The sequence below is a fragment of the Rhizobium sp. KNZ2-6A genome, assembly GCF_056755475.1.
In genome coordinates this window covers 19,387-45,353 of record NZ_JBNDIC010000031.1, presented here as the reverse complement: position 1 = coordinate 45,353, position 25,967 = coordinate 19,387, and the positions used below count along the sequence as shown (strand labels likewise).

Below are 25,967 nucleotides of genomic sequence, written 5' to 3'. Positions count from 1 at the left end.
GGCATGCACTGCGGTAGATTCCTGACGCCTGGGCTAAGAGCTGCTGGGCAGCAGTAGGCCCTTCCTCATTCCGAAAATCTGACATTTCGGCCAAACCAAGTAGATAGCTTGCGTATCTCCCACGGAAGGCGCTTTTTCAACACGGGGATAGCCGGCCCGGCTCTTCCCAGAGCAACACAAAAGCAACCGGAAATGTGCTCCGAGTGAGCGACGGACCTGTGGGCCAAAGTGCTAAGTTCGGCTACCAATTCTGCGATCCTCCTACAAAAGACCCCCCTGCCAAGCCTGATACACAGTCCTTATGGTGGGGCGAAACCCCAGGCTGCGGGCGAGAGACGTGTCGACATGCAGGTGCCATGGATCTGCAAGAGGCTCGGAATTTGAGGCCAACCGCTTCCCCACAATGCCCGCCAGTTCGTAGATGGAGGAGGGCGCCTCGTCTGCCAAGTTCACGATGCGCCGATCGAAAGTACCCTCCAGCGCCAGCTTGACCGCCTGTGCGATGTCACGGTGGTGGATCGTGCTCATGCGTTGCGCCGGATGCCAGGCGCTGACGTGTTTGGGAAGAGATTCGAGATGTCCGTCGCCATCGCCATAAACGAAGGGGAAACGAAGGATCGACCAGTTAAGACCGCTTTCGCGCAGTTCCTTCTCCGCGGCCACCTTGCTTGCGGGATAGGCGTGCTGTGGATCGACCGGGTCGTCCTCTCTGCCCGGATGCGGATTGTCCTTACCGTAGACATGACTGGTGCTCGACATGATGAAGCGCACGTTGGGAGCATGGGTCTTCACGGCTGCAATCAGGTTGCGTGTCCCGTCGAGGTTGTTCTTCCAGATGAGATCGGCGTCCTGGGTGCGAAAGACGGCGGCGAGATGCACGATAGCGGCAACTCCTTCGACGGCGTTGGTCAGGGTTGAAGCGTCGAGAATATCGCCCGTCACGGCTTCCATTCCGTCGGGGCTGCCCTTGCCCGCCCGGAGCAGAATGCGGCAGGCGAAGCCGGCCTCCATCAGCCGCGGCAATAGTCGCTCGCCGACGAGCCCGGAGGCTCCGGTGATCAATACGGTCATTTGCTCAATCCTTTCGCAACAGGTTCTGCAGTCGTTCGGTCGCTGATTTGAGGACGCGGATGGTTGTGGCGAGATCGGCCTCGTCGATCCCGCCGAACGCAGCGTCGTGAATGAAAGAAAGATCAGGAAGCCTGCGCCACAGCGCCTCGCCGGCAGTTGTCAACGTGAGCACACGTTGACGCTGATCGTCTCCGTCCGCCGTCTGCGCGATCAGATCCTTTCGGACCAGCGTGGTGATGATTCCGCTCAAGGTCGCGCGTTCGAGTTCGAGTGCGCGGCCCAGGTCGCGCTGGACGGACGGCCCGTGGTTGGCGAGATACCCGAGAACGTACCATTGCGTGGAACCCAGATCGAAAGGCCGCAGACGCTCGTCCATAAGGGCCCGACCCGCGAAGTAACACCGCTTCGTCCATGCACCCACGGAAGGATTTTTGGTGTCCGCCTGATCGCGCATAGAAAAGCCCCGGCAATTCGTTCGCTACCATACGATAATCGCAAGGTAGCGAACGAATGTCAAGGCTCGTGGGTTAGGTTATCTCAGACCGCTAGAAGATAACGGACGTCTTCACCGAAGGTGATGCAATAGCGCGGGCAATCCGGGCGACTGTCCACGATGCGGCAGTGGCCTTAAGGGTAACCGTGGTCCTCAGGGCGTCAGCATCGACCTGGCTGCGCGCGGTAGTTATGCGTCCGAGAGTGATGTCATGGGCTGGCGCTATCGCCAGCGCTTCACGTGATTGACGAGTGCCCGAAGTTTCGGAGCGAGATTGCGCCGGCTGGGGTAATAAAGAAAAAAGCCTGCAAACGGAGGGCAATACTCCTGAAGGAGAGGCACCAATTGACCAGATTCGACATAGGGCTTGAAGGATGTCTTCCATCCCGAAGGTGATGCCGCCGCCGGCACAGGCTGTGCGGACCATAAGCCACATGTCGTTGGTGGTGATCTTGGGGTCGACAGCCACGTCGAACTCGCGTCCATGCTGGCCGAATTCCCAACGATAGGGTGCGCTGTGTGGCGCTGGACGCCAGCCGATACAACGATGGGCAGAGAGTTCTGAAGGGTGCTCGGGCTTGCCGAAACGTTCGACGTAGGACGGCGCAGCGAAGGCGCCCTGGCGCTGGTCGCCCGAGACCGGAACGGCAATCATGTCCTGATTGATGACTTCGCCTAAACGTACCCCCGCATCATAGCCTTCTGCGACAATGTCGAATTCCTCGTCCGTGACGGTCACGTCAATCTGAATGGCGGGAAAGGCATCCGCGAAACGCGCCAAAAGCGGCCCTGAGATGAACTGCTCGGCGATGGATGACACCGCCAGCCTCAACAGTCCGCTCGGTGCGCTGTCGCGGTCCGCCGTCGAGTCGAGCGCCAGTCCGACTTCGGAAATAGCCGGCGCCACTCGCTGATACAGTCGCTCACCGGCCTCTGTGAGACTGACGCTGCGCGTGGTGCGCTGCACGAGCGCCACTCCCAGCCGATCTTCGAGACGCCGGATGGTCTGGCTGACGGCGGGCCTCGTGACGCCCAAATTCTCCGCGGCCACGCGAAAGTTCCGCGCTTCGGCGACTGCCAGGAAGACAGAGATGCCATTCAGATCGATTGCCATTGGTTAGAACTAGTTACCATAGTGGTCATCATTGGGCAAGTTGTTCGCTCTCCTTGGCGCGTCTACTTTGGATCTCACAACCAGGAGACAGCGATATGACGCCTGATGACTACAAGCTTCTCGGACGGTTGGGTTTGCGCGTTTCGCCTTTGAGCCTCGGAACGATGACCTTCGATTCGGGCTGGGGATGGGGCGCAGACGGCGATGAGGTCCGCCGCATTTTTGACCTCTTTGTCGACCGAGGCGGCAACTTCATCGACACGTCGGTAAATTACACAGACGGCGGCGCCGAGCGCCTGCTCGGGACAGTCATCGCCTCGTCCGGGCATCTGAACGAACGGGCGATCGAAATTGCGGAGGAGGCGAAGGCCTTCACTGAAGAGGTCGGTTCCACGCCGTCACGGGTGGCGCTTGCGTGGACGCTGGCCAATCCGACCGTCGTCTCGCCCATTGTCGGCGCCCGCACGCTCGCCCAGGCGGAGGACAATCTCGCAGCTCTGGATCTCGTGCTCACGCCGGAACAGGTGGACCGTCTGAACCGGGTCAGCGCGCCGAACCCCATCTTTCTGGCTCGCTTCACGCACGTCCCTCGTCCAGAAACTGATCTTCGGCGGCGCCGCGGTCGGCACGACCTCTGCTAGGAGAATGCGCGCGCCGCTCCTGTTTGAATTAATCCGCAGTGTGCCGCTCGGGGTGCCGCGTTCCTCTGAGAGCGTATCGAGTGCTTGATCGAGATCCTGAAGAACCGGGTCGAGCCGTGCGAGCAGGCGAGCGCCAGCCTGGGTCAGCGACACGCTGCGTGTCGTTCGGTTGAAGAGCCGCACGCCTACTTTCCCCTCCAGGGCGATGATCGCGTGGCTGAGGGCGGAACGCGAAACACCCATCACGTCGGCCGCTCTGCGGAAGCTCTCGCGGTTGGCCACCGCGGCAAAGGCGGCAAGATCGTTCAGACTGGGACGTATCATTCGTGATTATTCCTCACCAGCTCATCTCAAATTGAAGATCTTATATCACCAATGTGGTTGCTTTACATTGGGAGACCAACAGATCAGGAGTTCACATGCCAAAGACATGGTTCATCACCGGGGCTTCCTCGGGGCTCGGTCTCGAGATGACGCAACAGCTGCTCGACCAGGGAAACAATGTGGTCGCAACGATCCGCCGTGCCGGCGCACTGACGAAACTTGCGCAGGAACACAGCGATCATCTTGATATCGTTCAGCTCGATCTCGTCGAGCCGGACAGCATCGCCTCGGCCGTTAAAGACGCATTCCAACGGCACGGCCGGATAGACGTGATCGTCAGCAACGCGGGCTATGGCCTGTTCGGTGCTGCGGAAGAGCTCACGAATGAAGAGATCGATCGGCAGATCGCCACCAACCTTGCCGGATCCATTCATCTGATCCGTGCCGCACTGCCCCTTCTTCGAATGCAAGGCGGGGGGCGGATCGTCCAGGTCTCGTCCGAAGGTGGACAGATCGCCTATCCGGGCTTCAGCCTCTATCACGCGACCAAGTGGGGCATCGAGGGCTTCCTAGAAGCCGTGGCGCAGGAAGTGGCTCCTTTCGGTATCGACGTCATCATCGCCGAACCGGGCCCAACCGGCACGAATTTCGGAGCCAATCTCGTCCGCGCGACACCGATGGATGTTTACGATGAAAACCCCACCGGCGCCGTTCGACGGGCGATCACTGAGGGCAGCTTCGAGATCAAGGGAGATGCCGCGCGCACCGTAGCCGCAATTCTATCAGCAGCCGAGAGCGAGACGCCGCCATTGCGGCTGGCGCTGGGTAGCACGGCCTATTCCTCTATCTCACAGGCGCTTTCCGCACGCCTGTCTGCCCTTGAGGCGCAACGGGGAGTGGCGCATTCCGCCGACCGGCGGGATCCGTGAACCCTAGCAGCGGCGGAAACAAAAGACCTCATGAACAGGAAGGAAAAAACATGTCCATTCGACCGGTTATATTGGCCCTTGCCCTCGGCATTTCGCCTTCTGCCTTCGCGCAGACAGCGGCGGAAAATCAGGTAGTGGGCACTTGGCGGATGATGTCGGCGACGATTGATCCCGGTGGAAAAAATATCTCCGCCTATGGAGAAAAACCCAACGGTCTTCTCGTCTTCACTCCCGACATGCACTTCGTAGAAGTTCTCACGGACGCCGATATCCCGCGGTTTGCGTCTAACGCTCGCGGTGAGGGAACGGATAATGAAAATCGCATGGCCATGTCACGCAGTATCGGTTTTTTTCGGCACCTATACCGTTGATGAGAAGGGAGAATTCAGCGGAAACCGTGTTGAAGGGGCGACGTTTCCGAACTGGGCTGGCAGCGTGCGAACACGCGATGATCTCACGCTTGTCGTGACCGGTGACCGCATGACTGAACAATTCCGGAGGCCGGAAGGCACTGAAATCAGGATCGAGTGGCAGCGCGTCAAATGAGGCACCGGAGCGGTCCTCTGCATAAGGTTTCGACCTTGCGAGCGTAGCCCTTTAAACCACCCGAGGGTGAAGTCGGTCCAGAGCAAGAATGTCATGCTCTTCAACGTCGTTCCATGTCCAAGGCAGGGGCCGCCGTAACCGCACTGGTTCTTTCGACCTCTCAAATCATGACACGCGCAGCTTTCGCAGCCGGAGGGATCGATCCCTCCGGCTGTTTCATGCGTCATCGCAGTCCGATACTTGACGGTTCCGCGCTGAGTGCATTTTCAAACAACGTTTTTCCTGGACCGGCAAGCCACTGTTCCAATCTCAACATGGGTCCGAACTCGCGTTCGAGGGCAGCGATGTCTGCGATCCCCGCGACCACGCCGTTGTCTACGAGAGCAGTCAGCCGTTTCAGAAAGTCGTTCTCTCTCAACAATTCCTCGGAAAACCGCTGGTAGCGAATAGGACGCCCTGCGGCATGCGAGAAGGCGTCTTGCAGATCCTTTCCTGTGACGTCTTGCCCAGACAGCTCAATGACCTGGTCGGCATGAACTTCAGGTTGGCAAAGTATCTGCGCGTTGATGCGGCCAAGGTCATGGAGCGCTATCATCTGCATCGACTGATCCGGCCGCATGAAGTAGGTAAAAACGCCGGTGTTCAAACCCATTCCCGGGAGCATCATCATCTCCATGAAGCTGGCGGGGCGGGTGATCGTCGTGGCGATTGGCAAGCTGCGAACGTAGTCCTCGATGCGAGACTTGCTGTCGAAATGACCCATACCGGTGTGGCCCTTCCCCGCAGCTCCGGTCGAGGAGTAAACAAGATGAGCAACGCCATTGGACACCGCGCTGTCAGCGACAGACTTGCCCTGCTCAACTTCCTGTTCATCCGTAAGCATTCCCGACGGGGAACTCGTCTGCACGCTGAAAACGCCACGTATTCCGGTCATCGCGAGGTCGATCGATGCGCGATCGAATAAGTCACCCACCACTAGACTGACGCCGTTCGCGGCGAGTGACTTGGCCTTTTCGCTATAAGGGTCACGAACGAAGGCGCGAACCTCCCGGCCAGCTTCGCGCAGTGCCCGTGTCACCGCTCCCCCTTGCTGGCCTGTCGCTCCGAACACGAGAAACTCCGGCGCATTTGACATGTTAGTTCTCCTTGGTAACTTACGCAGTTACCTTGTGGAACAATTGGAAAAAGTGCGCAAGACGGCACAATTTTGGTCCTCTGGAACATCGAGGTAACTAATGGAAAGGTCTGAAGGAGGTATAATGCCACGCGAGATAAACGGCCGGCCTGTGATTGAGACGCCGCGAGGCCCGGTATTGACTCCATGTGCCCCGGGCAGCGTGCTGGCTCGCCTCGGAGACAAATGGACAATCCTTGTCATCTCGATGCTGTCACTTTCTCCCGATGCACCGATGCGGTTCGGAGCCCTTCGGCGTGGTATTCCCGATATCTCGCAGCGTATGCTGACGCTTACTCTTCGCAATCTTGAGAGGGATGGGCTCGTATCACGGCACTACTACACAGAGCTGCCACCACGCGTTGAATATGAGCTGACCGATCGCGGAAAATCGATGCTCAAACCGCTTGCGGGATTCACGGACTGGATCCGCGACACATGGCAAGACATCGAAGCATCGCGTAGCGAGTTCGATGCGGCCGAACAACGCCGGATTTAGAAGAAGCTCCGATCTGCTTCTACGCAAGCTGCTGGTCAAATCGCTATAGGTCGAGGGCACCCTTCGCCTTCCAGTCGTAGCTCCTCATGAAATCAAGAAACGCGCGCATGGCGGCGCTAGGGAGACGGCGGCTGGGGTAGTATAGAAACCAGTGCGGTAAGGTGGGGCTCCAGTCGCAGAGAAGCTCCACGAGCCGGCCGGTTTGGATATGCGGCTTGGCGTAGTCATCGAAGACATGGGCGATTCCTCTGCCCGCCAGTGCAGCTTGCAGTCGTCCGGTTGAGAAGCCGGATACCCAGAGCCTCTTCCAGGCCATTCATCGTCTGGCTCAAGGCCGATGAAGAGACGCCTCGCTCGAGTGCTGCCGCCCGGAAACCGCCACAGCGCACAATGGCAACGAACACGTCGAAGCTGTCCAGACGAATAGGGTCCATTGAGAAGTATTTCTAATCAAGCTGATAAACTTAGTGCAGGTTATCAGATCAATCGACCCATGTCATGGTGAGCTCAAAGCTTAGTGCCGTGCTCGATCCGCCCAAGGAGGGCCGTGCCGACATGAACTGGAAGAACAACGTGACTGACGATCGAGGCGCACAGGATCGCAAGCCCGATCTCCTCGACGCGGGCGACGACCGTGTCGAACGTATTCTCCGGCGCCGTGACCAATGGCAGCCCTGCAAGCAGTACCGTATATCCAGCAAGAAGAGGCACATAGCTGCGAGGCGTGCGATCGAGAAGGCTGATGAACGTGCATCCTGATACCCAGGCGATGATCGCTGCTGAAAGCAGGATCGGCTCGTTCACGAGGTTCGGAACCAGAATAATTGTCGCGGTGCCACCGATCAGCGTCCCCAGCAGTCGGTAGAGCGATTTCGATGAGATGGCACCCGAAAGCGGATGAGCGACGATGTAAACGGTGGCCACCGCCCAGAACGGCCGTGGCAGATCGAACCTGATGGCGATGTAATAGGCGAGCATGGCCGCCAGGAATGTCTTCAACGAAAAGAGTACGTTCCCGATGGTGACAACCGGTCGAACACTCATGAGTCATCTCCCGACGGGTGGTTCCTCCGCGAGACGCCTTGCTCATCCATGGTGTCGGTAAGGCCATAGAGTCCGGGCGAGACGTAGCAGAAGAACGTCGCCGCAATAAAGGCATGCATATACGCTTCGGCGGGGTCGGTGCACGAAACAGACGTATTAGCCGGCGGCTGGTGGGCAAAGAACCCGTGAACCTTTGCAAGAATGACTTTCGTCATCTTTCGCGCAGCAGCTAGGAGACCGAACCGGATGCGCGGATATTGTGGAGGCAAATTGCCATCGCCTCGATCGCGCTTCTGAGGCAGGCGAAATTCAGTCTGGAAGATATCAGACCACCAATGGGAGCCAGGTTCATATATTGCCATCGACATTCTCCGAATTCTTTCGGAGGACTCTATCGACAAAGCGCCCAGAGGAATTTAGATATATCCTCTCATGATGACGAAATTCCACCAACGTCAGTTATCCCTTTCTGACGCTCTTGTTGAGGACGATCCTGAACAATCGAGCCTACCAGCGCATGCGGTGAGGATTGACGTCTCGCAAAATGAACGCGAGGCGCCCGAGCACCGGCATAGAAAAGGGCAGCTCGTCCTGGCGTCGCGGGGCGGAGTGACATGTCGTGTTCCGAGCGGCATGTGGATGGTCCCGCCCCAGTGCGGCGTGTGGGTTCCCGGGAGCATGCTGCACAGCAACATGGCGACCGCTAATGCGCGATTGTTTTTTCTTTTTATCGAGCCGGGTGCTGCCGATCTGCCGGATCGATGCTGCACGCTTTCGCTGTCCCCGCTTGTCAGAGAGCTCATCATCGAGATGGCTGATCAGCCACCGGTCGCGAGTGCTTATTCAGAGACAATGACGACACTGCTTCTGTCGGCTTTGTCACAGATGCCGGTAGAGGATCTGCATTTGCCTCTGACTGCCGAGGCGAGATTGAATCGTATCGCGTCTACGCTAGTGGAGGATCCATCCGACCGCAGCACCATGGCACAATGGGCCAAGCGAGTGGCAATGAGCGAGAACTCCCTCGCGCGTCTCGTTCAGCAGGAAACCGGCTTGACCTTCGGCCGTTGGCGGCAGCAGTTGCAATTGATCATTGCAATCCGAAGCCTCGCGGCCGGGGCGACGGTACAGCAGGTTTCCGGCGACCTCGGATATGAATCCGTTTCTGCGTTCATCACGATGTTCAAGAAAGCGCTCGGCGCCTCGCCGGCGCAATATTTGCGGAAGTTCGAGCGTTAAACGTCAGGGAATTCAGTTGCAGAAGCATCTTAGAGGAGATGAAGCATGTTCACCCACGTCATGATCGGCAGCAACGACTTGGAGCGCGCCAGAAGCTTTTACGACGCTACCTTCGCGGCGTTAGGCGGCAAGCCTGGCGAGATGGATGCGAGAGGCCGACTTATCTACCTCCACGAGGGCGGGCGACTGATGATCACGAAACCGATCGACGGCAAGCCAGCGACCGCGGCCAATGGTGGGACGATCGGTATAGCTGCTGCAAGCCGTGACCATGTTCTAGCGTGGCATGCCGCCGGTACCGCGCACGGTGGCACTGCAATCGAGAGCCCGCCTGCGGAGCGTCCGAACGGGGCATTCGTTGCATATCTTCGCGATCCAGACGGAAATAAATTGACCGCGCGGACTCAGCCGACGAAATGAGGTAAGCGTGCGTAACCTCTCGTGGACAGCGTGATCAATGGCTATGGGCAAGTAGGCGTGGAATGTCGACTCGGCCGGGTTCCGGATTGCCGCATAAGATATGTTTTTGCATCCGATTGAGGAAATAAGCGAAGGTAGGCAGCCGGCCCGGTAGCCTACATGTCTGAGCCACAAAAGAAATATCCTGCGCGGAGAGTGCGCAAGAACAAGGTCGCCGGTTCCTACCTTTTCAAGGCGAGAGGTGCTCACTGGAGCAACGTTGCCTGACGGTAGATGGGATTGGGTCTACATTGTGCCTCGCGCTGAGTGGGAATGGCAAAGGCAGGACGCAGTCCCTAGCCTCGAAAAAGCGGCGCGCAGATATTCATCGCCGCCGCGTTGGCCTGCGATAATATGTTCACGCGAAGCTCACGCTGCCTGGAGAGGCTGGGAATCTACGACCGTCGATTAGAGCACCGAGACGTTCTCAGCTTTCGACTTTCCGGTCTTGCGATCCTGTCCGACCTCGAAGCTGACCTTATCGCCTTCCCGGAGCGAGCCACCGCGCTGCAAGGCAGACACGTGAACAAATACATCTTGGCCGCCATTCTCAGGCGTTATGAAGCCGAACCCCTTGTCGTCGTTGAAGAATTTAACCGTACCCGTTGGCATGAGAGACCTTATCCTTGTGTCGTTCGTCCAAATTGCGAAGTGGAAGCTACAGCGCCATCACTCATCGATCAACGGTGAGCATGCAGGTGGCTTTGATCGAGATATCCCGAAACGTCGCCAACGAGGCCTACGCCGTCCCGATTGTGGACCAAGTCGGATGGCATATGTCGGCAACCTTAGAACAATTCCGGCTGTTCGACTCGCGCGTAGATGCTATTTCACCCGCTGAATTGAGCTGCGCGTAAACCGCCGTTCAAGTCGGCCCTAATCCTCACGCGCATCGTAGCTGCGCTGACAATCCTGGATGACGTCGATATTATCGACAGTCCAGTCGAACAGGGTTGAGAACGGCCCTTGCAGCGACCGGCCGAGGGGTGTCAATGCATATTCAACCCCGAGCACACGCCCATCCAGGATCCTGCGCGTCAGCATACCGTTGCGCTCCAGCTTGCGCAGCGTCTGCGTCAACACGCGTTGGGTGACGCCGTCAAGGCGACGTTTGATCGCATTGAAGCGACGGGGCTCGCGTAACACGGCCAGCACCATCATCGACCACTTGTCGGCGATCTGGTCGAGGATCACGCGGCTCGGGCAGTCGGCACGGTAGATCGGGTCATTTTCATCGGTCGGCTCATCCATCGGTATCCTCCGGCATCCCTGGGATGCTTCAGGTGCGTAATTGACGCTAGGTATTCGATGAATACTTTAGGGTCAATGGCGCATGTGCGGCGCCAGAGGTTCCCGAAGAAACAGAGACTTTACATATGACCGACACAGATTTCAGCCGGCTTCGGATTACTCGGACAGATGGCGTTGCCACAATCACGATCAACAACCCGCCGGTAAACGTTCTCGATGTCCCCCTGATGAGCGAGATCCGCCGCTTTCTCCTTTCTATTCGCAACGATCCGGACACCCGCGTGCTGGTTTTCCAGAGTGCGGACCCCGAGTTCTTCATTGCCCATGTCGACATGACATTGATCGATGAGCCGCACGCCTTCGACGAGATCGCCCGTGAGGCTCCCAAAGGCCTCAACCCGTTCCAGGCATTCGGCGAACTTCTACGAGAGCAGCCTCAAGTGACAATCGTCAAGCTCGCAGGGCTCGCCCGCGGCGGCGGAGCTGAGTTTGTCGCGGCGGCGGACATGGTGTTTGCTGCGGATGGGTTGGCAGGGCTTGCTCAATGCGAGGCGTTGATGGGGATTACGCCGGGCGGCGGCGCCACCCAGTATCTGTCCAGCCGGATGACGCGTGGCCGAACTCTTGAAGTGATCCTTGCCGCAGATCTCGTCGATGCTGTTACGGCGGAGCGATACGGGTGGATCAACCGGGCACTGCCGGCTTCTGAACTCGACAGCTTCGTCGAGCGTTTGGCACGCAACATCGCCGCACTGCCCACTGGCGTCATCGCCGCGGCCAAGAGGGCGTTGCCTCCCGAAGACCTGCGGGAGGGCTTTCAGCGCGAGCATGAGGCCTGGGCAGGATTGTTCGAACGCCCTGCTGCCGAAAAGCTGATCCGGGGCGGACTGAAAGCAGGAGCACAGACCAAGGAGGGCGAGAGAAATCTGGAAGGCTTGCTCCGTGCATTGAAAGTGTGAGTCCTGACTGACGAGAGAACGGCGAACCGCTGCAGCAAAATTGCATAGCGGTTTCGGTCTTTGGAAGGCGCGCATGCGTTATCGGAAGCGCCGACGCTGAATCATGACCTCGTTCGCGCCACTGTTTGCCGTGGGAAGAGAACCTCTCCAGAAGATGTCTCCATTCCGCTAACGGCGAGTGGAACATCGTAACGCGCCGGGCACGATATTCCGAGTTTCGTGTGCAGCCGGGCGGCTGATTCAGGTAAAAACGGGAGCAAACAGCGAGCGACGATGGCGAGGCCGTAGACCTGTTCCGCCAGAGTAGCCCCAAGGCGGTCGGAGATTATTTGTCGTTCCGCTCTGCCGAGTTCGCCGGCCAGGGCCTTGGCATCGGACCAGGGTGCTTTTCGCGTAAACTCCCTGTTCGCGGACCCTAGATAGGAGAAAATTTCTGCCAAACCAAGGTGAAGTTCGTAGCTATCGAAAGAGTTCAGAATCCTCTCAGGAAGGTTGGCTGCTTCGCGGACAAGAGCGCTGTCGGGAACGGTCGGTGTCACGCCGGAAAAGGACGACGCGAGCAAGGTGAGAACCCGGTTGACGAGATTTCCAAGCTGCCCACCGAGTTCTCCCGACCATGCGGCCTTGAGCCGTTCTTCAGAGAAGTCCCCATCATCGGCGGAGCGGATATGGCGAAGCAGGTAATAGCGCAGTGCGTCCGGGGACTGATAGTGCTCCACCAGGCGATCGGCATCGATGCCGTTGCCCGCCGATTTTCCGATTTTTCGCCCGTCTACCGTCAGATAGCCATGAACGAAGATCGATGACGGGAGCGGCACTCCGGCGGACAGGAGTATCGCTGGCCGGCCGCATTGAGGGGTGTTTCTGAAATCATGTTCGTTGCATGGTTCGTTGGCAACAGGCCGCCGCTTTCGATCCGCAAACGTAAGGTTTCGATCGTCAGCGAACGGATGACGGGAGACACTCCGTAACAAAACGGGCTACCTAGGCTTCGCCACCGCCAAATACGAGCGCACCGCCATGTAGGTCGATGAAGACGCAATCTTTGAGCCGCGGGTTTTCTGGTATGGCGACATGGATAGTTGCTATGCCCAGGCGTCGCGTTTCGATCTTGGTGCCTGTCTCGTTCGTGGCTGCACTGAAAGCGTCGGCGTAATGGGCCTCGGCTGCTGCCTCTAACTGACGCCAAGCTGCCCGATCATTTGGGGCTGGTATCGGATAAAGCGCGTTGAGTGGTGTGCCGTCACCTTGTACGGCTGCGCGCAGCATGGCCTGCGCTTCAAGACTGATGGACGCTGGAACAGGAATGATCCGCTCGCCGACACGCACGCCGCCCACGGGGAAGTCGTTCTGTTTGTTCGTCATACGGGCACTCCTGTTAACAAGTGGTCTGGCGTGCAGCTGCCCGACCCAACGCAGATGGTCATGCAGGCAGACGCAACGGTCAGGATCGGTCGGCCACATCATGTTGAGCCCGATGGTCAGGGTTCTGGCTGCTGCCAATGAGGATATGTCACGTAAGCCGTAATGGCACCCGTCTGATGAGAACGGATGGTCACCGTGTCGCCTTTCTGCATTGCAATGATTTCGCCAGGCCCCGCTGTCAGCGATCGATGCGCGTCTGAGACAGTTATGCTTCCTTCCAGGACAATTATCGTGTCGTGTACGGCTATGGTTTCCTCGAGAACCTGGTCTGGACCGTAGCGTCCGAACCCAATGGTGACTGGTCCGCCGTGGCGCTGGTCGAGCAGGTTGCCGGTGAAGATGTCACCTTCCTGTCCCGGCGAGCGTTCAAACACCGCGTCGGCAATAGCGAATTTGTAAACGGTCATTGACTGTCTCCTAAAGGTTGGAACCGAGCGCGAGACGGGTTCTGTTTGCGCCACACGCGTCGCCGCGCACGTTGATGGCAGCTCGAAGATGTCGCGCGATAGGCCACGTTCGTGCAAAGCTGTGTCGCCGAAAGCGGAACGCCAAACGAATCTGGCTCTTTCAATTCAGTGGTACCGACAGCATATGCCGGATCGACCATCGCGTTCACGACTCTCTCCGATATCCGCGGCCGGCAGTTCCGATTTTATGATGTGATCAACTGGCGGCAGAGCGGCAATCTGTGTTGCCAGGCGCGCGAGGAAGCATCGAATTTTCCGTCAGCGGTAACGACTGGGTTCATCACTCCAGATCAGCTACCGGCGCGCTGCCGAACATACTCTTGTACTCGCGGCTGAACTGCGACGGGCTTTTATAACCCACCTCATACGCCACGCGCGAAACATTGGTGCTCCCGCTGGCAAGAAGCTCCCGCGCCTCAAGCAAGCGGATATGGCGTTGAAACGCAAGCGGGCTGAACCCCGTGACTTCCTTGAAATGCCTGTGAAAGCTCGTAACGCTCATGTGAGAAGCCGCCGCGAGCTCAGGAATATTGACGGGCTCGCTATGATTGGAAGCGAGCCAATCGGCCGCTGACTTGAGTTGCTGAAAGCGGCCGTTTCTCTGACTGACCTGTCGGAGCGTGTCACCCATCGAGCTCTGAAGCAGGCGATAATAAAGCTCAAACTCGTAGTGTGGTGCCAGCGCACCGATATCGTCGGGCGCGTTGAGCAGCCCGACGAGGCGCGCGAATGCGTCGCCGACGGGTCCGTCCAGGCCGCCGGCGGCGACCGCGCATGTCCACCGGTCCTCACGCTTGGGGATATCGAGCATGGCGCGCGTCAAAATATCGGCATCAAGATGAAGGCTGACGCCGACATAAGGGAAATTCGGCTTAGCGCCGGTCAATTGGTGGCTGTAGGGCAGGCCAAAGGACGATACCGCACAAGCGCCTGTGACCAGTTCGAACCGATTGGCGCCCATGATCAAGACTTTGGTTCCGCGCAACACCGCATAGAACATGGGTTCGAACACCGCCGGAGTGGGCGACGTGGCCCTTGCGCTTGTCCAAATCGTCAAGCGCGGAACGGGGGTGGGAACGCCCACTGTACCCGCATGCGCCGAAACAAACGGAGCAACGGCCTTTAGCAGGAGTGTAGACGGCTTCACAGGATCGAACATCACGTCAGCATGTAGTGATTTGGTAGGATCAGGCAAGTGTCTGGGAAGATCAGGAATGTTGCCTGCGTCGCAACCGCCTATTTTGAGGCTTAACAGAAAGCTTGCCGGAGCAGCCCGTAGCGAGGAATGAGCCTCCAAATCGGCGTCAAGGCGACCGGAATAGGAAAGGGTTCGACCATGCAGGAACTAGCTGGAAAGAATGCGCTCGTCACCGGTGGGTCGCGTGGCATCGGGGCTGCGATCGCGATTGCTCTGTCGGAGAAAGGTGCGAACGTTGCGATAACGTACGAGCGATCCGCCGACAGCGCGGAGCGACTTTCCCGGATTATTGAAGGGAATGGGGGCAAGGCAATCGCGATACAGGCCGACAGCGCGAATCCTTCGGCCATCCAGCGATCGGTGGACGAAACTGTCCGTGCACTGGGTGGTCTCGACATTCTCGTCAACAATGCGGCGATCGCGCGATACAACAACATTGCAGATTTCACGATCGAGGACATCGACGCGCTGCTTGCCGTTAACGTGCGTGGGCCTGTTCTGACTGCAAAGGCTGCCATCCCTCACCTCAAGGAAGGCGGGCGCATCATTACCATCGGATCGGCGGGCGCGGATCGCATCGCCGGCGTGCCTGGTACGGTCTACTATATGACCAAAGGCGCGCTCCAGGCATTCAACCGTGGCCTCGCGCGCGAATTGGGCGGCCGAGATATAACGGTCAATCTGGTGCAGCCGGGATCGACAAACACGGACTCGAATCCTGAGTCGGGCGAATTTGCCGACTATCAGCGTGGTCTCAGCGCCCTTGGCCGCTTTAACCAGCCGGAGGATGTCGCGGCAGCAGTCGCTTTCCTCGCAACGCCGGCGGCCCGGCAAATCACCGGCACCATCTTGACGGTGGACGGAGGCGCGCTTGCGTAGTGTTTGGTAATGGCTGTTGGTTGCCCGGCGGAAGTCAGGCAACCTTCGCTTTGTGAATAGTGTAGCAGCCGGAGAATTCGCGTTCCCCGTTCCGCGACGGAGTTTTGCCGATGCGACAACTATTCGAGCCCGCTCGGCAACGCTACCAAACAGTCAGAAGTAGATCGGCCGGGCAAGGCCTGTTGCTGGCCGCTTCAAAACGAGAGACCTGGGATGTGAGTGCATGGCTGAAGCGAGCTTGGGCAGGCGACGGCTGCTGCGGCGCTGAAGGATCTGGAACATACGCTCGCGGCACAGATGGGCTGAGAGGCGGCCTGCAACCGTTGTGGCCATTAAAGGCAGAACGTCCCATACGGGAAAAGAACAGCACATGAAGGCTGCAGTCTATGACAACCCCGGCCCGCCGACAGTCTTAAGATATACCGATGTGCCGGATCCCGTCTGTGGACCGGGGGACGTTCTAATCGCGGTCGAGGCGATTTCGATTGAAGGCGGCGACCTGGTCAATCGGCGCTCGACGCCGCAGCGCCCTTCGTGGATCGTCGGTTATGCGGCTGCCGGAACCATCGTCGCGATCGGTGAAAATGTAAGGGATCGGACGGCTGGCCAAAAAGTGACAGCCTTCGACTTGCAGGGATCACATGCCGAACTCTGGGCCGTGCCTGCCTCACGCACGTGGTTGATGCCGAACGACGTCGACATGGCGCAAGCCGCGGCGCTACCAATCTCCTTCGGGACCGCCCGCCACTGCGTCATCACCAAGGGCAGGCTAGTCGAAGGCGAAACAGTTCTGATCCAGGCCGCCGCTGGCGGCGTCGGTCTGGCGGCCATTCAGCTGGCGCGTCAAGCGAGGGCGACGGTTATTGCGGTTGCCGGCGGTCGCGAACGACAACCGCGTCTGACCGAGCTTGGCGCTACCCATGTCATTGATCGATTTGAACAGGATGTTGTTGGTGAAGTCCGTCGGTTGACCGATGGCAAGGGGCTGATCTTGTCATCGATCCCGTGGGATCGACCTTGCAAGGTTCCCTTTCCGCGTTGGCAGCCGAAGGGCGTCTCGTCTTTGTGGAGAATGCCGGCGGTGGCAATCTCGACGTCGATCTCTGGTCCCCGATGCAGAACAATCAGACCCTTCACGGCGTTTTCATGGGATCGCTGTTCGAACGGCCTGCCGTGCACCGGACGGTTGACGAACTTCTCGAGGCCGTGGCGGAAAGACGGCTCGACGTCGTCATCGATAATGTCTTCCCGTTGCGAGAGGCATCAAAAGCACACGAGTATGCAGAAACGGCAAGGCCATTGGGCCGCGTCGTGATGACACCCTGACGCTCAAGTATCGAGAAATGGTTTTGCGGGAGGAGGGCAGTCGATGTGAAACGCATTTCGTTCAGGAACAGAAATATCGACGTTGCCGGGAATGTTCATCTGCGGCCGGGGTTTGATAAGAGCTGGTCATATCCGGCACTTGTTTTGTCGACCCCGGAAGCAACGTGAAGGAGCAGATCTGTGCGATCTATCCGGCGAGATTGGCTGAGCGCGGCTTTCTGGCGCTGACCTGCGATCCTTCCTACCAGGGCAAGAGCGGCGGCGGGCCGCGAGACCTCGAAGATCCGGCCGCCCGGATCGAAGACATTCGTTACGCGGTCGATGTCCTGATGACGCTTCCTTATGTGGACGAAGTGCACATTAAGCCTCTCGGAATTTGCGCCGGCGGTGGCTGTGCGATCAATGCAGCGCTGACGGAATACCGCTTCAAGGCAGTCGCAATTGACCGGCTGACGGCGTTCCACTCAAAGTATCTGCCGACATAGTCAATGGCCTGCGCGTCAGCTCCGGGACCGTCTCGATCTGCCGCTCTATATCCGTTAGATGGGCTGTTGGTTTCCTTGTCCGCTATCATCGAAACACTCGACCAGCATTTCGGTCAGGACGCGGACCTTTCTCGAGGGGTGCTGTCCCGGCGGACGAACGACATAGATGCCGGCCGGGGGTGGCGGATGATTTTTCATGACCGTCACCAAGGTGCCGGAATTGAGATAGTCCCGGGTGAGGCCATCGGGGAGGGCAGCGATACCCAAACCGGCCGCAGCAGCGACGACGAGAGCCGCCCCGTTGTCAGCCTTGAAACGGCCCTGCGGGCGAATGGTCAGGATCTTGTCGCCGTCCATCACCTGCCACGTTTCCATCCCCTGCATAAGCGCATGATGCGTGACGAGTTCCTCCGGTGTTTCCGGGGAGCCGTGGGCCTTTATATAGGCGGGGCTCGCGACGTATTTTCCATAGAGGGGGCCAACGCGTCTTGCCATCAGGTTGGAATCTTGAAGCGTACCGACCCGGATCGCGCAATCGAACCCTTCCCCGATCAAGTCCACGAAACGGTCGCTATAGCTGGTCTGGATCTGCAGTTGCGGATGGCGCAATGCCATGTCCGCAAGGACAGATGCAAAGTGGGTGGGCCCGAACGACAGGGGTGCCGCAATTCTCAGGCGGCCACTCAGTTCGCCGGCGGGCAGGATCGTGTCTCTGGCGACATCGATCTCGGCGCTGATCCTGGCGGCATAATCCCGGAAAGTGGCGCCCGCTTCCGTCAAGGACGCCCCGCGCGTGGATCTTGCGAGCAGCTGGACGCCAAGCTCTGCCTTAAGTCTTACGAGCCGTCGGCTGACCATTGATTTGGAGACGCCCAGCCGGAGCGCAGCAGACGTCACTCCGCCCGCATCCGCAACCTCCACAAACGTCCGCAGATCTTCAATGTCCATGCTGCGTTCCCCGTTTCGCGACACTGTTCGGCACAAACGATGACTACCGCATCGAAAACGGGAATGACAAGGTCCTTTCGCAGCCGACGCTTCGGAGGGTGTTCACCTCTCCTGAGCGTGTCTCAATCAATCGCCAACATAGGATGTAAGTATGACCTTTCGTAACGGCCTTGACTCACTTCTTCGTCCCGAAGACTCCGTCCTCGTCATGATCGACCACCAGCCTTATCAGCTTGCGAACGTGAACAGCCACGATCCGCAGGCGGTGGTGAACAACACCACGGCGCTTGCGAAAGCGGCAAAGGTTTTCAACGTTCCTACGATCCTGACGAGTGTGATCGCGGGCCGGGGTGGTCTGCTCTTCAAACACCTTACCGATGTTTTCCCGGGACAAGAGGTGATCGACCGTACATTCATCAACACCTGGCAGGACCCGAAAGTGGTGGACGTGGTCAAGGCCACCGGCCGCAAGCAGCTCGTCATTGCTGGTCTGTGGACCGAAGTCTGCGTTGCGATGCCGGCTATCCAGGCCGCCGGCGAGGGCTGGGACGTTACGGTGATTACCGACGCGTCGGGTGGCACCTCGGTCGAGGCGCATCAGGTCGCCATCCAGCGGATGATCGGGGCCGGCATCAACATGATGACGTGGCTCGCGATCGCCGCGGAATGGCAGCGCGATTGGGCTCGTGAGAAGACTGCGGCTGCGCTGACGGACGTCATCATCGAGCATGCCGGTGGCAGCGGCATCGCCTATCTGTGGGAGCAGCAGCTCCTCAATACGCCCGTACAGACGGCCAGCCAGGCCGGTCTTTAAAGCTGACTGGGATGGCGGAATCTCGAATTGATGTCACCGTAAAGGCCCCAAAGTCGAGCCTCGCCATCCCGACTCAAGCGAGTTCAAGCTTGGCCCGGCCGTGCACCGACGCGAAAGATGCGCCTGCGACCACCGCGACGGGGACTATTTGAGGGTGGAAATGAAACTCGCCCGGTAGCGCGGCAACAAACCGGGCGAAACTTATAAGGCTCAAGCATGGAAATCGGTATCGACAGTTTTGCAGCCATCCTTCCCGATCCGAAAACGGGTAAGCTCCCGTCACCGTCGGATCGCATGGCTGAGCTTATCGAGGAGGTCGTCGTCGCAGATCGCGTCGGGCTCGATGTCTTCGGTATCGGCGAGCATCACCGCAGTGAGTTTCTCGACTCCGCCCCGGCCGTCATTCTGGCCGCGGCCGCGGCCCGCACGGATCGGATCCGGTTGGCGAGCGCGGTCACGGTTCTAAGCGCCGCCGATCCGGTGCGGGTATTTCAGGAATTCGCCACGCTCGACTTGATTTCCAGGGGGCGTACCGAGCTCGTGGTCGGTCGAGGCTCCTTCATCGAGGCCTATCCGCTATTCGGCCTGGATACGCGTCATTATGACGAACTCTTCGCCGAAAAGCTTGATCTGTTTGTCAAGCTCGGCGAGACACAAGATATCACCTGGGAAGGACGCTTTCGTCCGCCACTCAAAGGGCAAGGCGTCTTTCCGCGTCCACATCAATCGCGGCTTCCAGTCTGGATCGGTGTTGGCGGTTCGCCAGAGTCCTTCGCACGCGCCGGTGCACTTGGCCTTCCTTTGATGGTGGCAATCATCGGCGGCAGCTTCGAACGCTTCCGGCCACTTGTCGATCTTTATCGCGAAACCGGTCTACGCGCCGGGCACGGCCCCGAAAAGCTTAAGGTCGGAATGCATGCAATGGGTTTCGTCGGCGAGACCGACATGGCGGCAAAGGATGCCTTCTTTCCCGGATGGGCGCATCTGACGACGAAGATCGGTCGTGAGCGCGGCTGGTCGCCACCGACGCGACAGCAGTTCGAGATCATGGCGGGTCCTGACGGTGTATTCCTGGTCGGCGATCCGAAAACTGTTGCGGCCAAGATGCTGCAGGCCAACGAAACGCTTGGTGGCCTTTCGCGCATCACCTTCCAGATGAGTACCGCTTCGCTTGAAACGGCCGCGATGAAGCAGTCGATCGAGTTTCTGGGCGCGGAGGTCGCTCCGATCATCAGGGTGGCGGGATAGGACGGGTATGGTGCTGACCATCTGACAGCGTTACGCCGACATCGATGACCTCGAAGCCTAGCGGCCCTTTCTCCATCGCTTCGCGCGCGCCCGCTTCGACGGCGGGGATGTAATTGCGCGGAACGGCGCCGCCCTTGACGGTTTCGCCAAAGGTGAAGCCCTGGCCGCGCTCGTTGGGGTGAATGCTCAGCTTCACATCCGCGAATTGCCCGGCACCACCGGTCTGTTTGCGATGGCGGTAATGCACCTCCGATGGTTTCGTGATCGTCTCGCGGTAGATTGGGCTGGGCGTTCGGTCTGTCACGGAGATGTGAAAGACTTCGGACAGCGTTCGGCAGAGGTCACGCAGATGCACCGGCCCTTGGGCGCGGACGAGTTGAGCGCCCGTGCCTTCCTCCTGCAAGATTTTCAGACCGCGATCCGTCTCGGAAAGTTTCGCCAGCGTTTCGGAAAGCTTGTTTTCATCGCGCTCGCTGCCCGGAATTAGGATCCTTTCGAGCATCGGCGTGGGTGGTTCCGTTCGGGGAACGCCTGTCCGCCGTACCAATTTCGGCGTTGTGGCGTTAGCGCGTGGGAATTTCTCTTCAGTCTCCAGGCTCGAGCAGCCATGAAACTTCGACCACTTCGATAAAAAATGGGTCTCCGGTTCATATCCTGTTGAGTTTCAGCTAGATTTGCGCCACTTTTTCATTTCACCTTGTACCAACTGATTGCATTTATGATGTTGATCGAAAACATTTTCTTGCAGTGTGGGCGGATCCGTCCGAAATGAAAAAGCGGGTCAAATTCGTGCGATAATCAACAGCCTGGAGCCAGGCGCCTGCTCCTGACGCAGTGACAACGGTCTACGTTAATTAAGCGTGCTTACCTAAGCTTGATGCTTATTTAAACAAAGGGGCGATTGCTTAAATAGAGGACGGAATTCATATTAGGCTATGTCTGATTCAGAACCTAATTTGCGCCTCGGCCGTTTTGTCGAAACAACAGCAGCAAGCGAAACAGTGCGGGCGTTCGTGCCTCCGCCATTGCCGCCCGAGCCATCCATCGATGTCCTTTCTCTATTGGAGCGCCTCAGTCTGGCAGAGCGTGCGCTAGGTCGCGTGGAGAGTTACCTGAGCCATAAGTTTGTAGCGGCGATGGCGATCATCGCCCGATAGTTTCGGGCGGTTTTCTCATATCTGGTGGCGATACGACGAAATTGTTTGAGCTTGGAGAAGCAGCACTCGATCAGATGGCGTTGGGCATAGAGGTGCTTGTCGAGAGGATACTTCTTTGCACGCGAAGGATTGTTCGGGATGACCGCTTGCGCGCCCTTGTCGGCAATGAGTTTGCGTAGCCGATCGCTGTCGTAAGCAGTATCGCCCATGACGACGTCGGCCGGCAGCTCTTCGATCAAGGCATCGGCTTGCGGTGCATCGCCTTTCTGGCCGGCGGTCAGCACAAAACCAACAGGACATCCAAGGCCACGCACGGCCATATGGATTTTGGTGCTCAGGCCGCCGCGAGAACGGCCAAGGGCCTAATCTTCAGCCCCTTTTTTGCGCCGGAGGCGTGCTGGTGGGCGCGAATGATGGTGCTGTCAACGATCAGGTATTCGAAGTCGGTATCATCCGACATGGCTTCGAAGACGCGCCACCAGACGCCTTTCCGGCTCCAGCGACTGAAGCGACGAAACACGCTGTTCCAATCACCGAACACATCCGGCAGATCGCGCCAGGGCGAACCTGTCCGCACAATCCATAGGACGGCTTCCACAAACATTCGATTATCACGTCCAGACGAACCGCGTGTGCGATCATCGCCAATGATGTGACGAGACATCCGTTCCCACTGGTCATCCCGGAGAATGAGACGATCCAAAACACCCATGACTGCCTCCAAAAGACAGTCTTGAATCTGATTTGCTCGGCTTTGGGAAGCCCAAGAGTCCACACCACCTAGCGCTCGCATGGTCGATGAGCGCGCGTAACGCGATGTCGATTGCTAGCTTTCTTGCCCCCTTCTGCCGTGCCAAACCTGTCGTCGTTTTGTTTCACCATAAAGCACACCTTCTTTCGAGTGCAGAGACAGAAAGTGGGTGTTGGTATGAAAGGGTCAAAAGGATTGGGTCAATCACGACGGCCGGAGATATGCGAGCCATCCATACGGGGAGAAGCCGATCATTTGTTAGCTTCAGATCCCGAGTGGCCAATCGCGGTTCTTTCACCGGTAAGAACTTGACCCCGCGGCCCAGATTGCGGCTTCATCTACTGAGTGACGTTGATGACGATCTTGCCAAAGGCTCCTCGATCCAGGTGGTTGAAGGCTGCAGGAAGATCGGAAAGGGGGTAGCGGGTATCAACGACGGGGACGATGCGGGTCTGATCGACAGCTCTGACGAACCGTTCCAGTGCCTTTCTGCTGCCGGTCCCGATACCGTGGATCGTGATGTCTTTGAGCATCAGCGGCATGACGGGCGCTGTGATGTCCCACCTATCAAGTGCACCAATCTGGCAGACACTGCCACCAACGGCCGTGACCTCGACAGATTGGCCGAGATGCTTGCCGCCAATGACTTCCAGCACGATGTCTGCACCGCGTTCAGCGGTAAGCGCATAAACGGCTTCCGTCCAGTCGCTGTTGGCGTCGATAAAGTGGTCCGCACCGAGCGCTCTTGCGCGTTCCTCATATGCCGGCTGGCTGGTGACGATGACTTCAGCACCATTGGCTTTGGCAATCTGCATCCCAAACAGGGCGACCCCACCCGTGCTGGGAATAAGAACTGTGTTGCCAGCATGCACGCACGCCCTTTCGACCAGAGCAAACCAAGCCGTTAGCCCTGCGACAGGAAGCGTGCAGGCCTGCCATGCCTCCAGCGACGTCGGTGCAAGGACAAACCAGTCTTCCGGCATCGCGACATATTCTGAGAGCACACCCGGATAGAAGCCTCCCAACGTGCGGTAAGCCGGCGTGCGTGCGGTACCTGCGCGCAGACCATCGATCCAGTCTGGTGTCGCGGTCGAGATGACCTTCATGCCCAATCCGAAGCGAGTCGCGCCTTCGCCGAGAGCGACCACCTCGCCGGCAAGGTCCGAGCCCGGTGTGAACGGATATTTAAGAGGAAGTCCGCGGCCGGTCTCGACGACCATCTTGTCACGATAGTTCAGCGCGACCGCATGCACCTTTACCAAAATCTCACCGCGACCAGGTCGCGGAACCTCGACATTGTTCAGCCTCAGGTGCTGCCTGCCGATTGCATCAATTTCCCAGCGTTGCATCGTCGCCATTCTCCGCTTCCTTTCGAATGACGAGTGCACTGCCGACACTGCGCCGGATGCTCCAGCCCGTCTCTCTCGGCAAACTATGCAGCATGGCGATTGTGTTTGGATATGGTATAAATTCGGGACGAACTATTGCGTTTTGGGCTCATAATGGACGGAAATGAATTTAGCCAGCTGAAGGCTTTCGTCGTAGTTTGCGACGAGCGGGCCTTCGGGCGCGCCGCAACACGGCTGGCAATATCGGCGTCGGCGCTGAGCCGCAACGTCCGCTCGCTGGAGAGCCGCCTCGGCATACGTCTCTTAAATCGAACGACGCGAAGTGTCGGAATGACCGAAGCCGGACGTGTGCTTTATGATCGCGTCAAGCCGATGATGATGGGTATGGATGAAGCCGTGATGGCGGTCGGCGCCTATCAGGACAAGCCGAAAGGCCTGGTTCGCATCAATCTGCCAAGCATCGCCGCGCAGATCGCGATCCTGCCGAGATTGCAACAGTTCCGTCTTGCCTATCCGGAGGTTTACCTCGATCTCGTCATCGACAACGACATCACGGATGTTGTTGCTCAGGGCTTCGATGCAGGCGTTCGGATTGGCGGGCAGATCAGTCGCGATATGATCGCGGTGCGCATTACCCCCGACCTTCGGATGGCGGTCGTGGGAGCCCCCTCCTATTTTGCCGGCCGGCTTCTGCCCCATTCTCCGGCCGATCTGAAGGACCACAACTGCCTCACTTACAAATGGAAAAGCACAGGAGCTTTGTACCCTTGGCGTTTCGAAGGGGCCGATGGGCGGATCGATGTGGATGTCGAGAACGTTCTCACCGCAAACGATACTGACCTGCTGCTTTCAGCGGCACGCCGAGGGCTTGGACTGACTTACCTCATTGAAGACGTGGTGGAACCTTTCGTGGAAAACAAGGAACTCATCCGCGTCCTCGAACCCTGGTGCAAGGCTTTTCCGGGGTTCTACCTCTATTATTCCGAGCGCACGCATATGGCGGCATCGGTGCGGGCCTTCATCGACTTCATGAAGGTGGCAACCGGCTGAGAAATCGGGAGCAAATACAGGAATGATACCTTGTTTCAAAGTTGATTTTTCAGATTGTAAGCTTCAGGTGACGGTCCGATTGGTGCCCTTGGTGGCCGAGGCTTCAGAGTCTATTTTGCGGTAACCCAATATACAATCGCGACGGGCCACCGTCATCGAGTTTCCGATTGGTAGATGCTATCTGGAGCGGAACTTCCGGCGCTCGGAGGCGGCATAGGCTAAGGCAAAGATAGCCAGAGCCGCGCCTATGGTGATCGGACCGCTCATAACTGCACCGACAACCGTCAAGCCCGATCCACTACCCGCCGCGTAGGCGAGTGAGAATGCAGCACTCCCGGTCATCAGCCTATCGCCGGCGTATCGTTCGCCAAGAAGAGTGAGAGCGGTGGTGTAGAGCGCGAAGCTCGCCGCGCCCAAGATCGCAAAAGCGACGAGGAAAGCCGCCCCACTTTCAATGAAGGGGATCGGCCGGTTTCCAACCCCCGCCGAGGCAATCGGAGCGATGACGCAATTCGCGGGCGTCTGCTCTGCTATCGCAGTATTCAGCAAGCCTCGGCTTTCAGGAGGATCCGTGCAGACGACGTGAGTACGATCAAAGCCCGAGCAGGATAGCGCCCGCCGCAACAATGATGATGCAGGCGAGAATGCGCAGGACGGTGAGGGTTTCGCCAAGAAACAGCCAGCCAATCAGAACGGCGAAGACGACGCTCGTTTCCCGGAGCGTCGTGATCGGGCCGGCTGGCCCGAGGGAGAACGCCGCGACCACGACGCCATAAGCGACCATCGCGACCAGGCCACCGCCGAAAGCCTTCCAAGTGTCGGGTGCGCGAAAATCGACCACGAGCCGCCGACGAAGAACAAGGAACGTTGCTGGAACGAATGCTCCATAAAGGACAAGCACCCAGGCCGTGTACGCCCCGCTTTGTCCGGTTTGCCGAACCCCATGGAATCCGCGGTTGCATAGGCGGCGATGAACTATTTGTCGAAGATCCGGCGGCGAATGCCTTGGAAATAGCTACTCCACCGCCCCGATCGTCGCGGGGTCCTGCTTCGCTTCTAGAACTCGCCTGGCGGTCCGCTACCGCAGGCCCCCAACGCACCGGTGGCTGAGGTTTCTGATCGCCGAA

26 protein-coding genes and 9 pseudogenes are annotated in these 25,967 nt (G+C 58.5%); 15 read left to right on the top strand and 20 right to left on the bottom strand.

The window, feature by feature from the left end:
- Positions 1–261: 261 nt before the first annotated feature.
- The 3 genes and pseudogenes from ACPYOP_RS20680 to ACPYOP_RS20670 all read right to left on the bottom strand — a co-directional run bounded on the left by ACPYOP_RS20680 (position 262) and on the right by ACPYOP_RS20670 (position 2,678).
- On the bottom strand, positions 262–1,071 hold the full coding sequence (locus ACPYOP_RS20680) for an NAD-dependent epimerase/dehydratase family protein (protein WP_481412199.1): 810 nt from the start codon (positions 1,069–1,071) through the stop codon (positions 262–264).
- 4 nt (positions 1,072–1,075) lie between these two features.
- Entirely contained in the window at positions 1,076–1,447 is a 372-nt protein-coding gene (locus tag ACPYOP_RS20675) for a MarR family winged helix-turn-helix transcriptional regulator (RefSeq protein ID WP_481412198.1), read from the bottom strand.
- 339 nt (positions 1,448–1,786) lie between these two features.
- Positions 1,787–2,678, bottom strand: a pseudogene (locus ACPYOP_RS20670) (LysR family transcriptional regulator).
- 95 nt (positions 2,679–2,773) lie between these two features.
- On the opposite strand from ACPYOP_RS20670, the gene ACPYOP_RS20665 reads away from it, so the two are divergent.
- A complete protein-coding gene (locus ACPYOP_RS20665) occupies positions 2,774–3,319 on the top strand; it encodes an aldo/keto reductase (RefSeq protein ID WP_481412197.1) in 546 nt (181 codons plus the stop codon).
- Positions 3,320–3,463: 144 nt separating this feature from the next.
- On the opposite strand, the pseudogene ACPYOP_RS20660 reads toward ACPYOP_RS20665, so the two are convergent.
- Positions 3,464–3,643, bottom strand: a pseudogene (locus ACPYOP_RS20660) (helix-turn-helix domain-containing protein); the annotation flags it as partial.
- A gap of 95 nt (positions 3,644–3,738) precedes the next feature.
- Here ACPYOP_RS20660 and ACPYOP_RS20655 point away from each other — a divergent pair.
- Positions 3,739–4,572 carry an SDR family oxidoreductase gene (locus ACPYOP_RS20655; RefSeq protein WP_481412196.1) on the top strand — a complete coding sequence of 278 codons (834 nt, stop codon included), beginning with the start codon at positions 3,739–3,741 and terminating at the stop codon, positions 4,570–4,572.
- Positions 4,573–4,622: 50 nt separating this feature from the next.
- Entirely contained in the window at positions 4,623–4,943 is a 321-nt protein-coding gene (locus ACPYOP_RS20650; RefSeq protein ID WP_481412195.1) for a lipocalin-like domain-containing protein, read from the top strand.
- A 398-nt stretch (positions 4,944–5,341) separates the two neighbouring features.
- Here the strand turns inward: ACPYOP_RS20650 and ACPYOP_RS20645 are convergent, their stop codons facing one another.
- Entirely contained in the window at positions 5,342–6,253 is a 912-nt protein-coding gene (locus tag ACPYOP_RS20645; RefSeq protein WP_481412194.1) for an NmrA/HSCARG family protein, read from the bottom strand.
- Between the two features lie 124 nt (positions 6,254–6,377).
- Here ACPYOP_RS20645 and ACPYOP_RS20640 point away from each other — a divergent pair, with 124 nt between their 5' ends.
- Entirely contained in the window at positions 6,378–6,791 is a 414-nt protein-coding gene (locus ACPYOP_RS20640; protein ID WP_481412193.1) for a winged helix-turn-helix transcriptional regulator, read from the top strand.
- 43 nt (positions 6,792–6,834) lie between these two features.
- Here the strand turns inward: ACPYOP_RS20640 and ACPYOP_RS20635 are convergent.
- The 3 genes and pseudogenes from ACPYOP_RS20635 to ACPYOP_RS20625 all read right to left on the bottom strand — a co-directional run bounded on the left by ACPYOP_RS20635 (position 6,835) and on the right by ACPYOP_RS20625 (position 8,197).
- A pseudogene (locus tag ACPYOP_RS20635) lies at positions 6,835–7,225 on the bottom strand (helix-turn-helix domain-containing protein).
- A gap of 91 nt (positions 7,226–7,316) precedes the next feature.
- A pseudogene (locus ACPYOP_RS20630) lies at positions 7,317–7,835 on the bottom strand (FUSC family protein); the annotation flags it as partial.
- The gene (locus ACPYOP_RS20625) at positions 7,832–8,197 is read right to left on the bottom strand and encodes a hypothetical protein (RefSeq protein WP_481412192.1); all 366 of its coding nucleotides are present in this window, start codon (positions 8,195–8,197) and stop codon (positions 7,832–7,834) included. The gene ACPYOP_RS20625 and the pseudogene ACPYOP_RS20630, both read right to left, overlap by 4 nt.
- A gap of 70 nt (positions 8,198–8,267) precedes the next feature.
- Between ACPYOP_RS20625 and ACPYOP_RS20620 the strand changes: the two genes are divergently transcribed.
- Together ACPYOP_RS20620 and ACPYOP_RS20615 are read left to right on the top strand one after the other, a co-directional pair.
- On the top strand, positions 8,268–9,074 hold the full coding sequence (locus ACPYOP_RS20620; RefSeq protein WP_481412191.1) for an AraC family transcriptional regulator: 807 nt from the start codon (positions 8,268–8,270) through the stop codon (positions 9,072–9,074).
- Between the two features lie 45 nt (positions 9,075–9,119).
- Positions 9,120–9,494: a VOC family protein gene (locus ACPYOP_RS20615; RefSeq protein ID WP_481412190.1), complete on the top strand. Its 375-nt coding sequence runs from the start codon at positions 9,120–9,122 to the stop codon at positions 9,492–9,494.
- Between the two features lie 447 nt (positions 9,495–9,941).
- On the opposite strand, the gene ACPYOP_RS20610 is transcribed toward ACPYOP_RS20615, so the two are convergent.
- Together ACPYOP_RS20610 and ACPYOP_RS20605 are read right to left on the bottom strand one after the other, a co-directional pair.
- On the bottom strand, positions 9,942–10,145 hold the full coding sequence (locus tag ACPYOP_RS20610) for a cold-shock protein (protein WP_007826019.1): 204 nt from the start codon (positions 10,143–10,145) through the stop codon (positions 9,942–9,944).
- Between the two features lie 264 nt (positions 10,146–10,409).
- Positions 10,410–10,784: a winged helix-turn-helix transcriptional regulator gene (locus tag ACPYOP_RS20605; RefSeq protein ID WP_481412189.1), complete on the bottom strand. Its 375-nt coding sequence runs from the start codon at positions 10,782–10,784 to the stop codon at positions 10,410–10,412.
- A gap of 125 nt (positions 10,785–10,909) precedes the next feature.
- On the opposite strand from ACPYOP_RS20605, the gene ACPYOP_RS20600 reads away from it, so the two are divergent.
- A complete protein-coding gene (locus ACPYOP_RS20600; protein WP_481412188.1) occupies positions 10,910–11,743 on the top strand; it encodes an enoyl-CoA hydratase/isomerase family protein in 834 nt (277 codons plus the stop codon).
- A gap of 101 nt (positions 11,744–11,844) precedes the next feature.
- Here ACPYOP_RS20600 and ACPYOP_RS20595 read toward each other — a convergent pair.
- The 4 genes and pseudogenes from ACPYOP_RS20595 to ACPYOP_RS20580 all read right to left on the bottom strand — a co-directional run.
- Positions 11,845–12,585: pseudogene (locus ACPYOP_RS20595) on the bottom strand (class I tRNA ligase family protein); the annotation flags it as partial.
- Between the two features lie 142 nt (positions 12,586–12,727).
- Positions 12,728–13,108 (bottom strand): hypothetical protein, encoded by a 381-nt coding sequence (locus ACPYOP_RS20590; RefSeq protein WP_481412187.1) that lies wholly within the window; start codon positions 13,106–13,108, stop codon positions 12,728–12,730.
- Between the two features lie 116 nt (positions 13,109–13,224).
- Positions 13,225–13,575: an ethanolamine utilization protein gene (locus tag ACPYOP_RS20585; protein ID WP_481412186.1), complete on the bottom strand. Its 351-nt coding sequence runs from the start codon at positions 13,573–13,575 to the stop codon at positions 13,225–13,227.
- Positions 13,576–13,915: 340 nt separating this feature from the next.
- Positions 13,916–14,794 (bottom strand): AraC family transcriptional regulator, encoded by an 879-nt coding sequence (locus tag ACPYOP_RS20580; protein WP_481412185.1) that lies wholly within the window; start codon positions 14,792–14,794, stop codon positions 13,916–13,918.
- Positions 14,795–14,971: 177 nt separating this feature from the next.
- Here ACPYOP_RS20580 and ACPYOP_RS20575 point away from each other — a divergent pair, with 177 nt between their 5' ends.
- The 4 genes and pseudogenes from ACPYOP_RS20575 (at position 14,972) to ACPYOP_RS20560 (ending at position 17,523) form a co-directional block, all read left to right on the top strand.
- On the top strand, positions 14,972–15,712 hold the full coding sequence (locus tag ACPYOP_RS20575) for an SDR family NAD(P)-dependent oxidoreductase (protein ID WP_481412233.1): 741 nt from the start codon (positions 14,972–14,974) through the stop codon (positions 15,710–15,712).
- 370 nt (positions 15,713–16,082) lie between these two features.
- Positions 16,083–16,640, top strand: a pseudogene (locus tag ACPYOP_RS20570) (quinone oxidoreductase family protein); the annotation flags it as partial.
- A gap of 77 nt (positions 16,641–16,717) precedes the next feature.
- Positions 16,718–17,038, top strand: coding sequence for a zinc-binding dehydrogenase (locus ACPYOP_RS20565; RefSeq protein ID WP_481412232.1), 321 nt, complete (start codon positions 16,718–16,720; stop codon positions 17,036–17,038).
- Positions 17,039–17,202: 164 nt separating this feature from the next.
- Positions 17,203–17,523 (top strand): alpha/beta hydrolase, encoded by a 321-nt coding sequence (locus ACPYOP_RS20560; RefSeq protein ID WP_481412184.1) that lies wholly within the window; start codon positions 17,203–17,205, stop codon positions 17,521–17,523.
- Positions 17,524–17,577: 54 nt separating this feature from the next.
- Here the strand turns inward: ACPYOP_RS20560 and ACPYOP_RS20555 are convergent, their stop codons facing one another.
- Positions 17,578–18,471, bottom strand: coding sequence for a LysR family transcriptional regulator (locus ACPYOP_RS20555; RefSeq protein WP_481412183.1), 894 nt, complete (start codon positions 18,469–18,471; stop codon positions 17,578–17,580).
- A gap of 151 nt (positions 18,472–18,622) precedes the next feature.
- On the opposite strand from ACPYOP_RS20555, the gene ACPYOP_RS20550 reads away from it, so the two are divergent.
- Complete coding sequence (locus tag ACPYOP_RS20550) at positions 18,623–19,285, top strand: hydrolase (RefSeq protein ID WP_481412182.1); 663 nt, start codon at positions 18,623–18,625, stop codon at positions 19,283–19,285.
- Between the two features lie 216 nt (positions 19,286–19,501).
- The gene (locus tag ACPYOP_RS20545) at positions 19,502–20,533 is read left to right on the top strand and encodes an Atu2307/SP_0267 family LLM class monooxygenase (protein WP_481412181.1); all 1,032 of its coding nucleotides are present in this window, start codon (positions 19,502–19,504) and stop codon (positions 20,531–20,533) included.
- 4 nt (positions 20,534–20,537) lie between these two features.
- On the opposite strand, the pseudogene ACPYOP_RS20540 reads toward ACPYOP_RS20545, so the two are convergent.
- Positions 20,538–21,053, bottom strand: a pseudogene (locus ACPYOP_RS20540) (elongation factor G); the annotation flags it as partial.
- Between the two features lie 415 nt (positions 21,054–21,468).
- Here ACPYOP_RS20540 and ACPYOP_RS20535 point away from each other — a divergent pair.
- Positions 21,469–21,639 (top strand): annotated as a pseudogene (locus tag ACPYOP_RS20535) (Fic family protein); the annotation flags it as partial.
- Positions 21,640–21,641: 2 nt separating this feature from the next.
- Here ACPYOP_RS20535 and ACPYOP_RS20530 read toward each other — a convergent pair.
- Positions 21,642–22,402 (bottom strand): IS5 family transposase gene (locus tag ACPYOP_RS20530; RefSeq protein WP_481412180.1). Its coding sequence is split into 2 segments (ribosomal slippage): positions 21,642–22,054 and positions 22,054–22,402, totalling 762 coding nucleotides; the frame shifts between segments, so codons are not numbered across the junction.
- 377 nt (positions 22,403–22,779) lie between these two features.
- A complete protein-coding gene (locus ACPYOP_RS20525; protein ID WP_481412179.1) occupies positions 22,780–23,799 on the bottom strand; it encodes a zinc-dependent alcohol dehydrogenase family protein in 1,020 nt (339 codons plus the stop codon).
- Positions 23,800–23,943: 144 nt separating this feature from the next.
- On the opposite strand from ACPYOP_RS20525, the gene ACPYOP_RS20520 reads away from it, so the two are divergent.
- Positions 23,944–24,840: a LysR family transcriptional regulator gene (locus ACPYOP_RS20520; protein WP_481412178.1), complete on the top strand. Its 897-nt coding sequence runs from the start codon at positions 23,944–23,946 to the stop codon at positions 24,838–24,840.
- A gap of 177 nt (positions 24,841–25,017) precedes the next feature.
- Here ACPYOP_RS20520 and ACPYOP_RS20515 read toward each other — a convergent pair whose 3' ends face one another.
- Positions 25,018–25,389 carry a hypothetical protein gene (locus tag ACPYOP_RS20515; protein ID WP_481412177.1) on the bottom strand — a complete coding sequence of 124 codons (372 nt, stop codon included), beginning with the start codon at positions 25,387–25,389 and terminating at the stop codon, positions 25,018–25,020.
- 43 nt (positions 25,390–25,432) lie between these two features.
- Positions 25,433–25,812, bottom strand: a pseudogene (locus ACPYOP_RS20510) (EamA family transporter); the annotation flags it as partial.
- Positions 25,813–25,967: the final 155 nt, after the last annotated feature.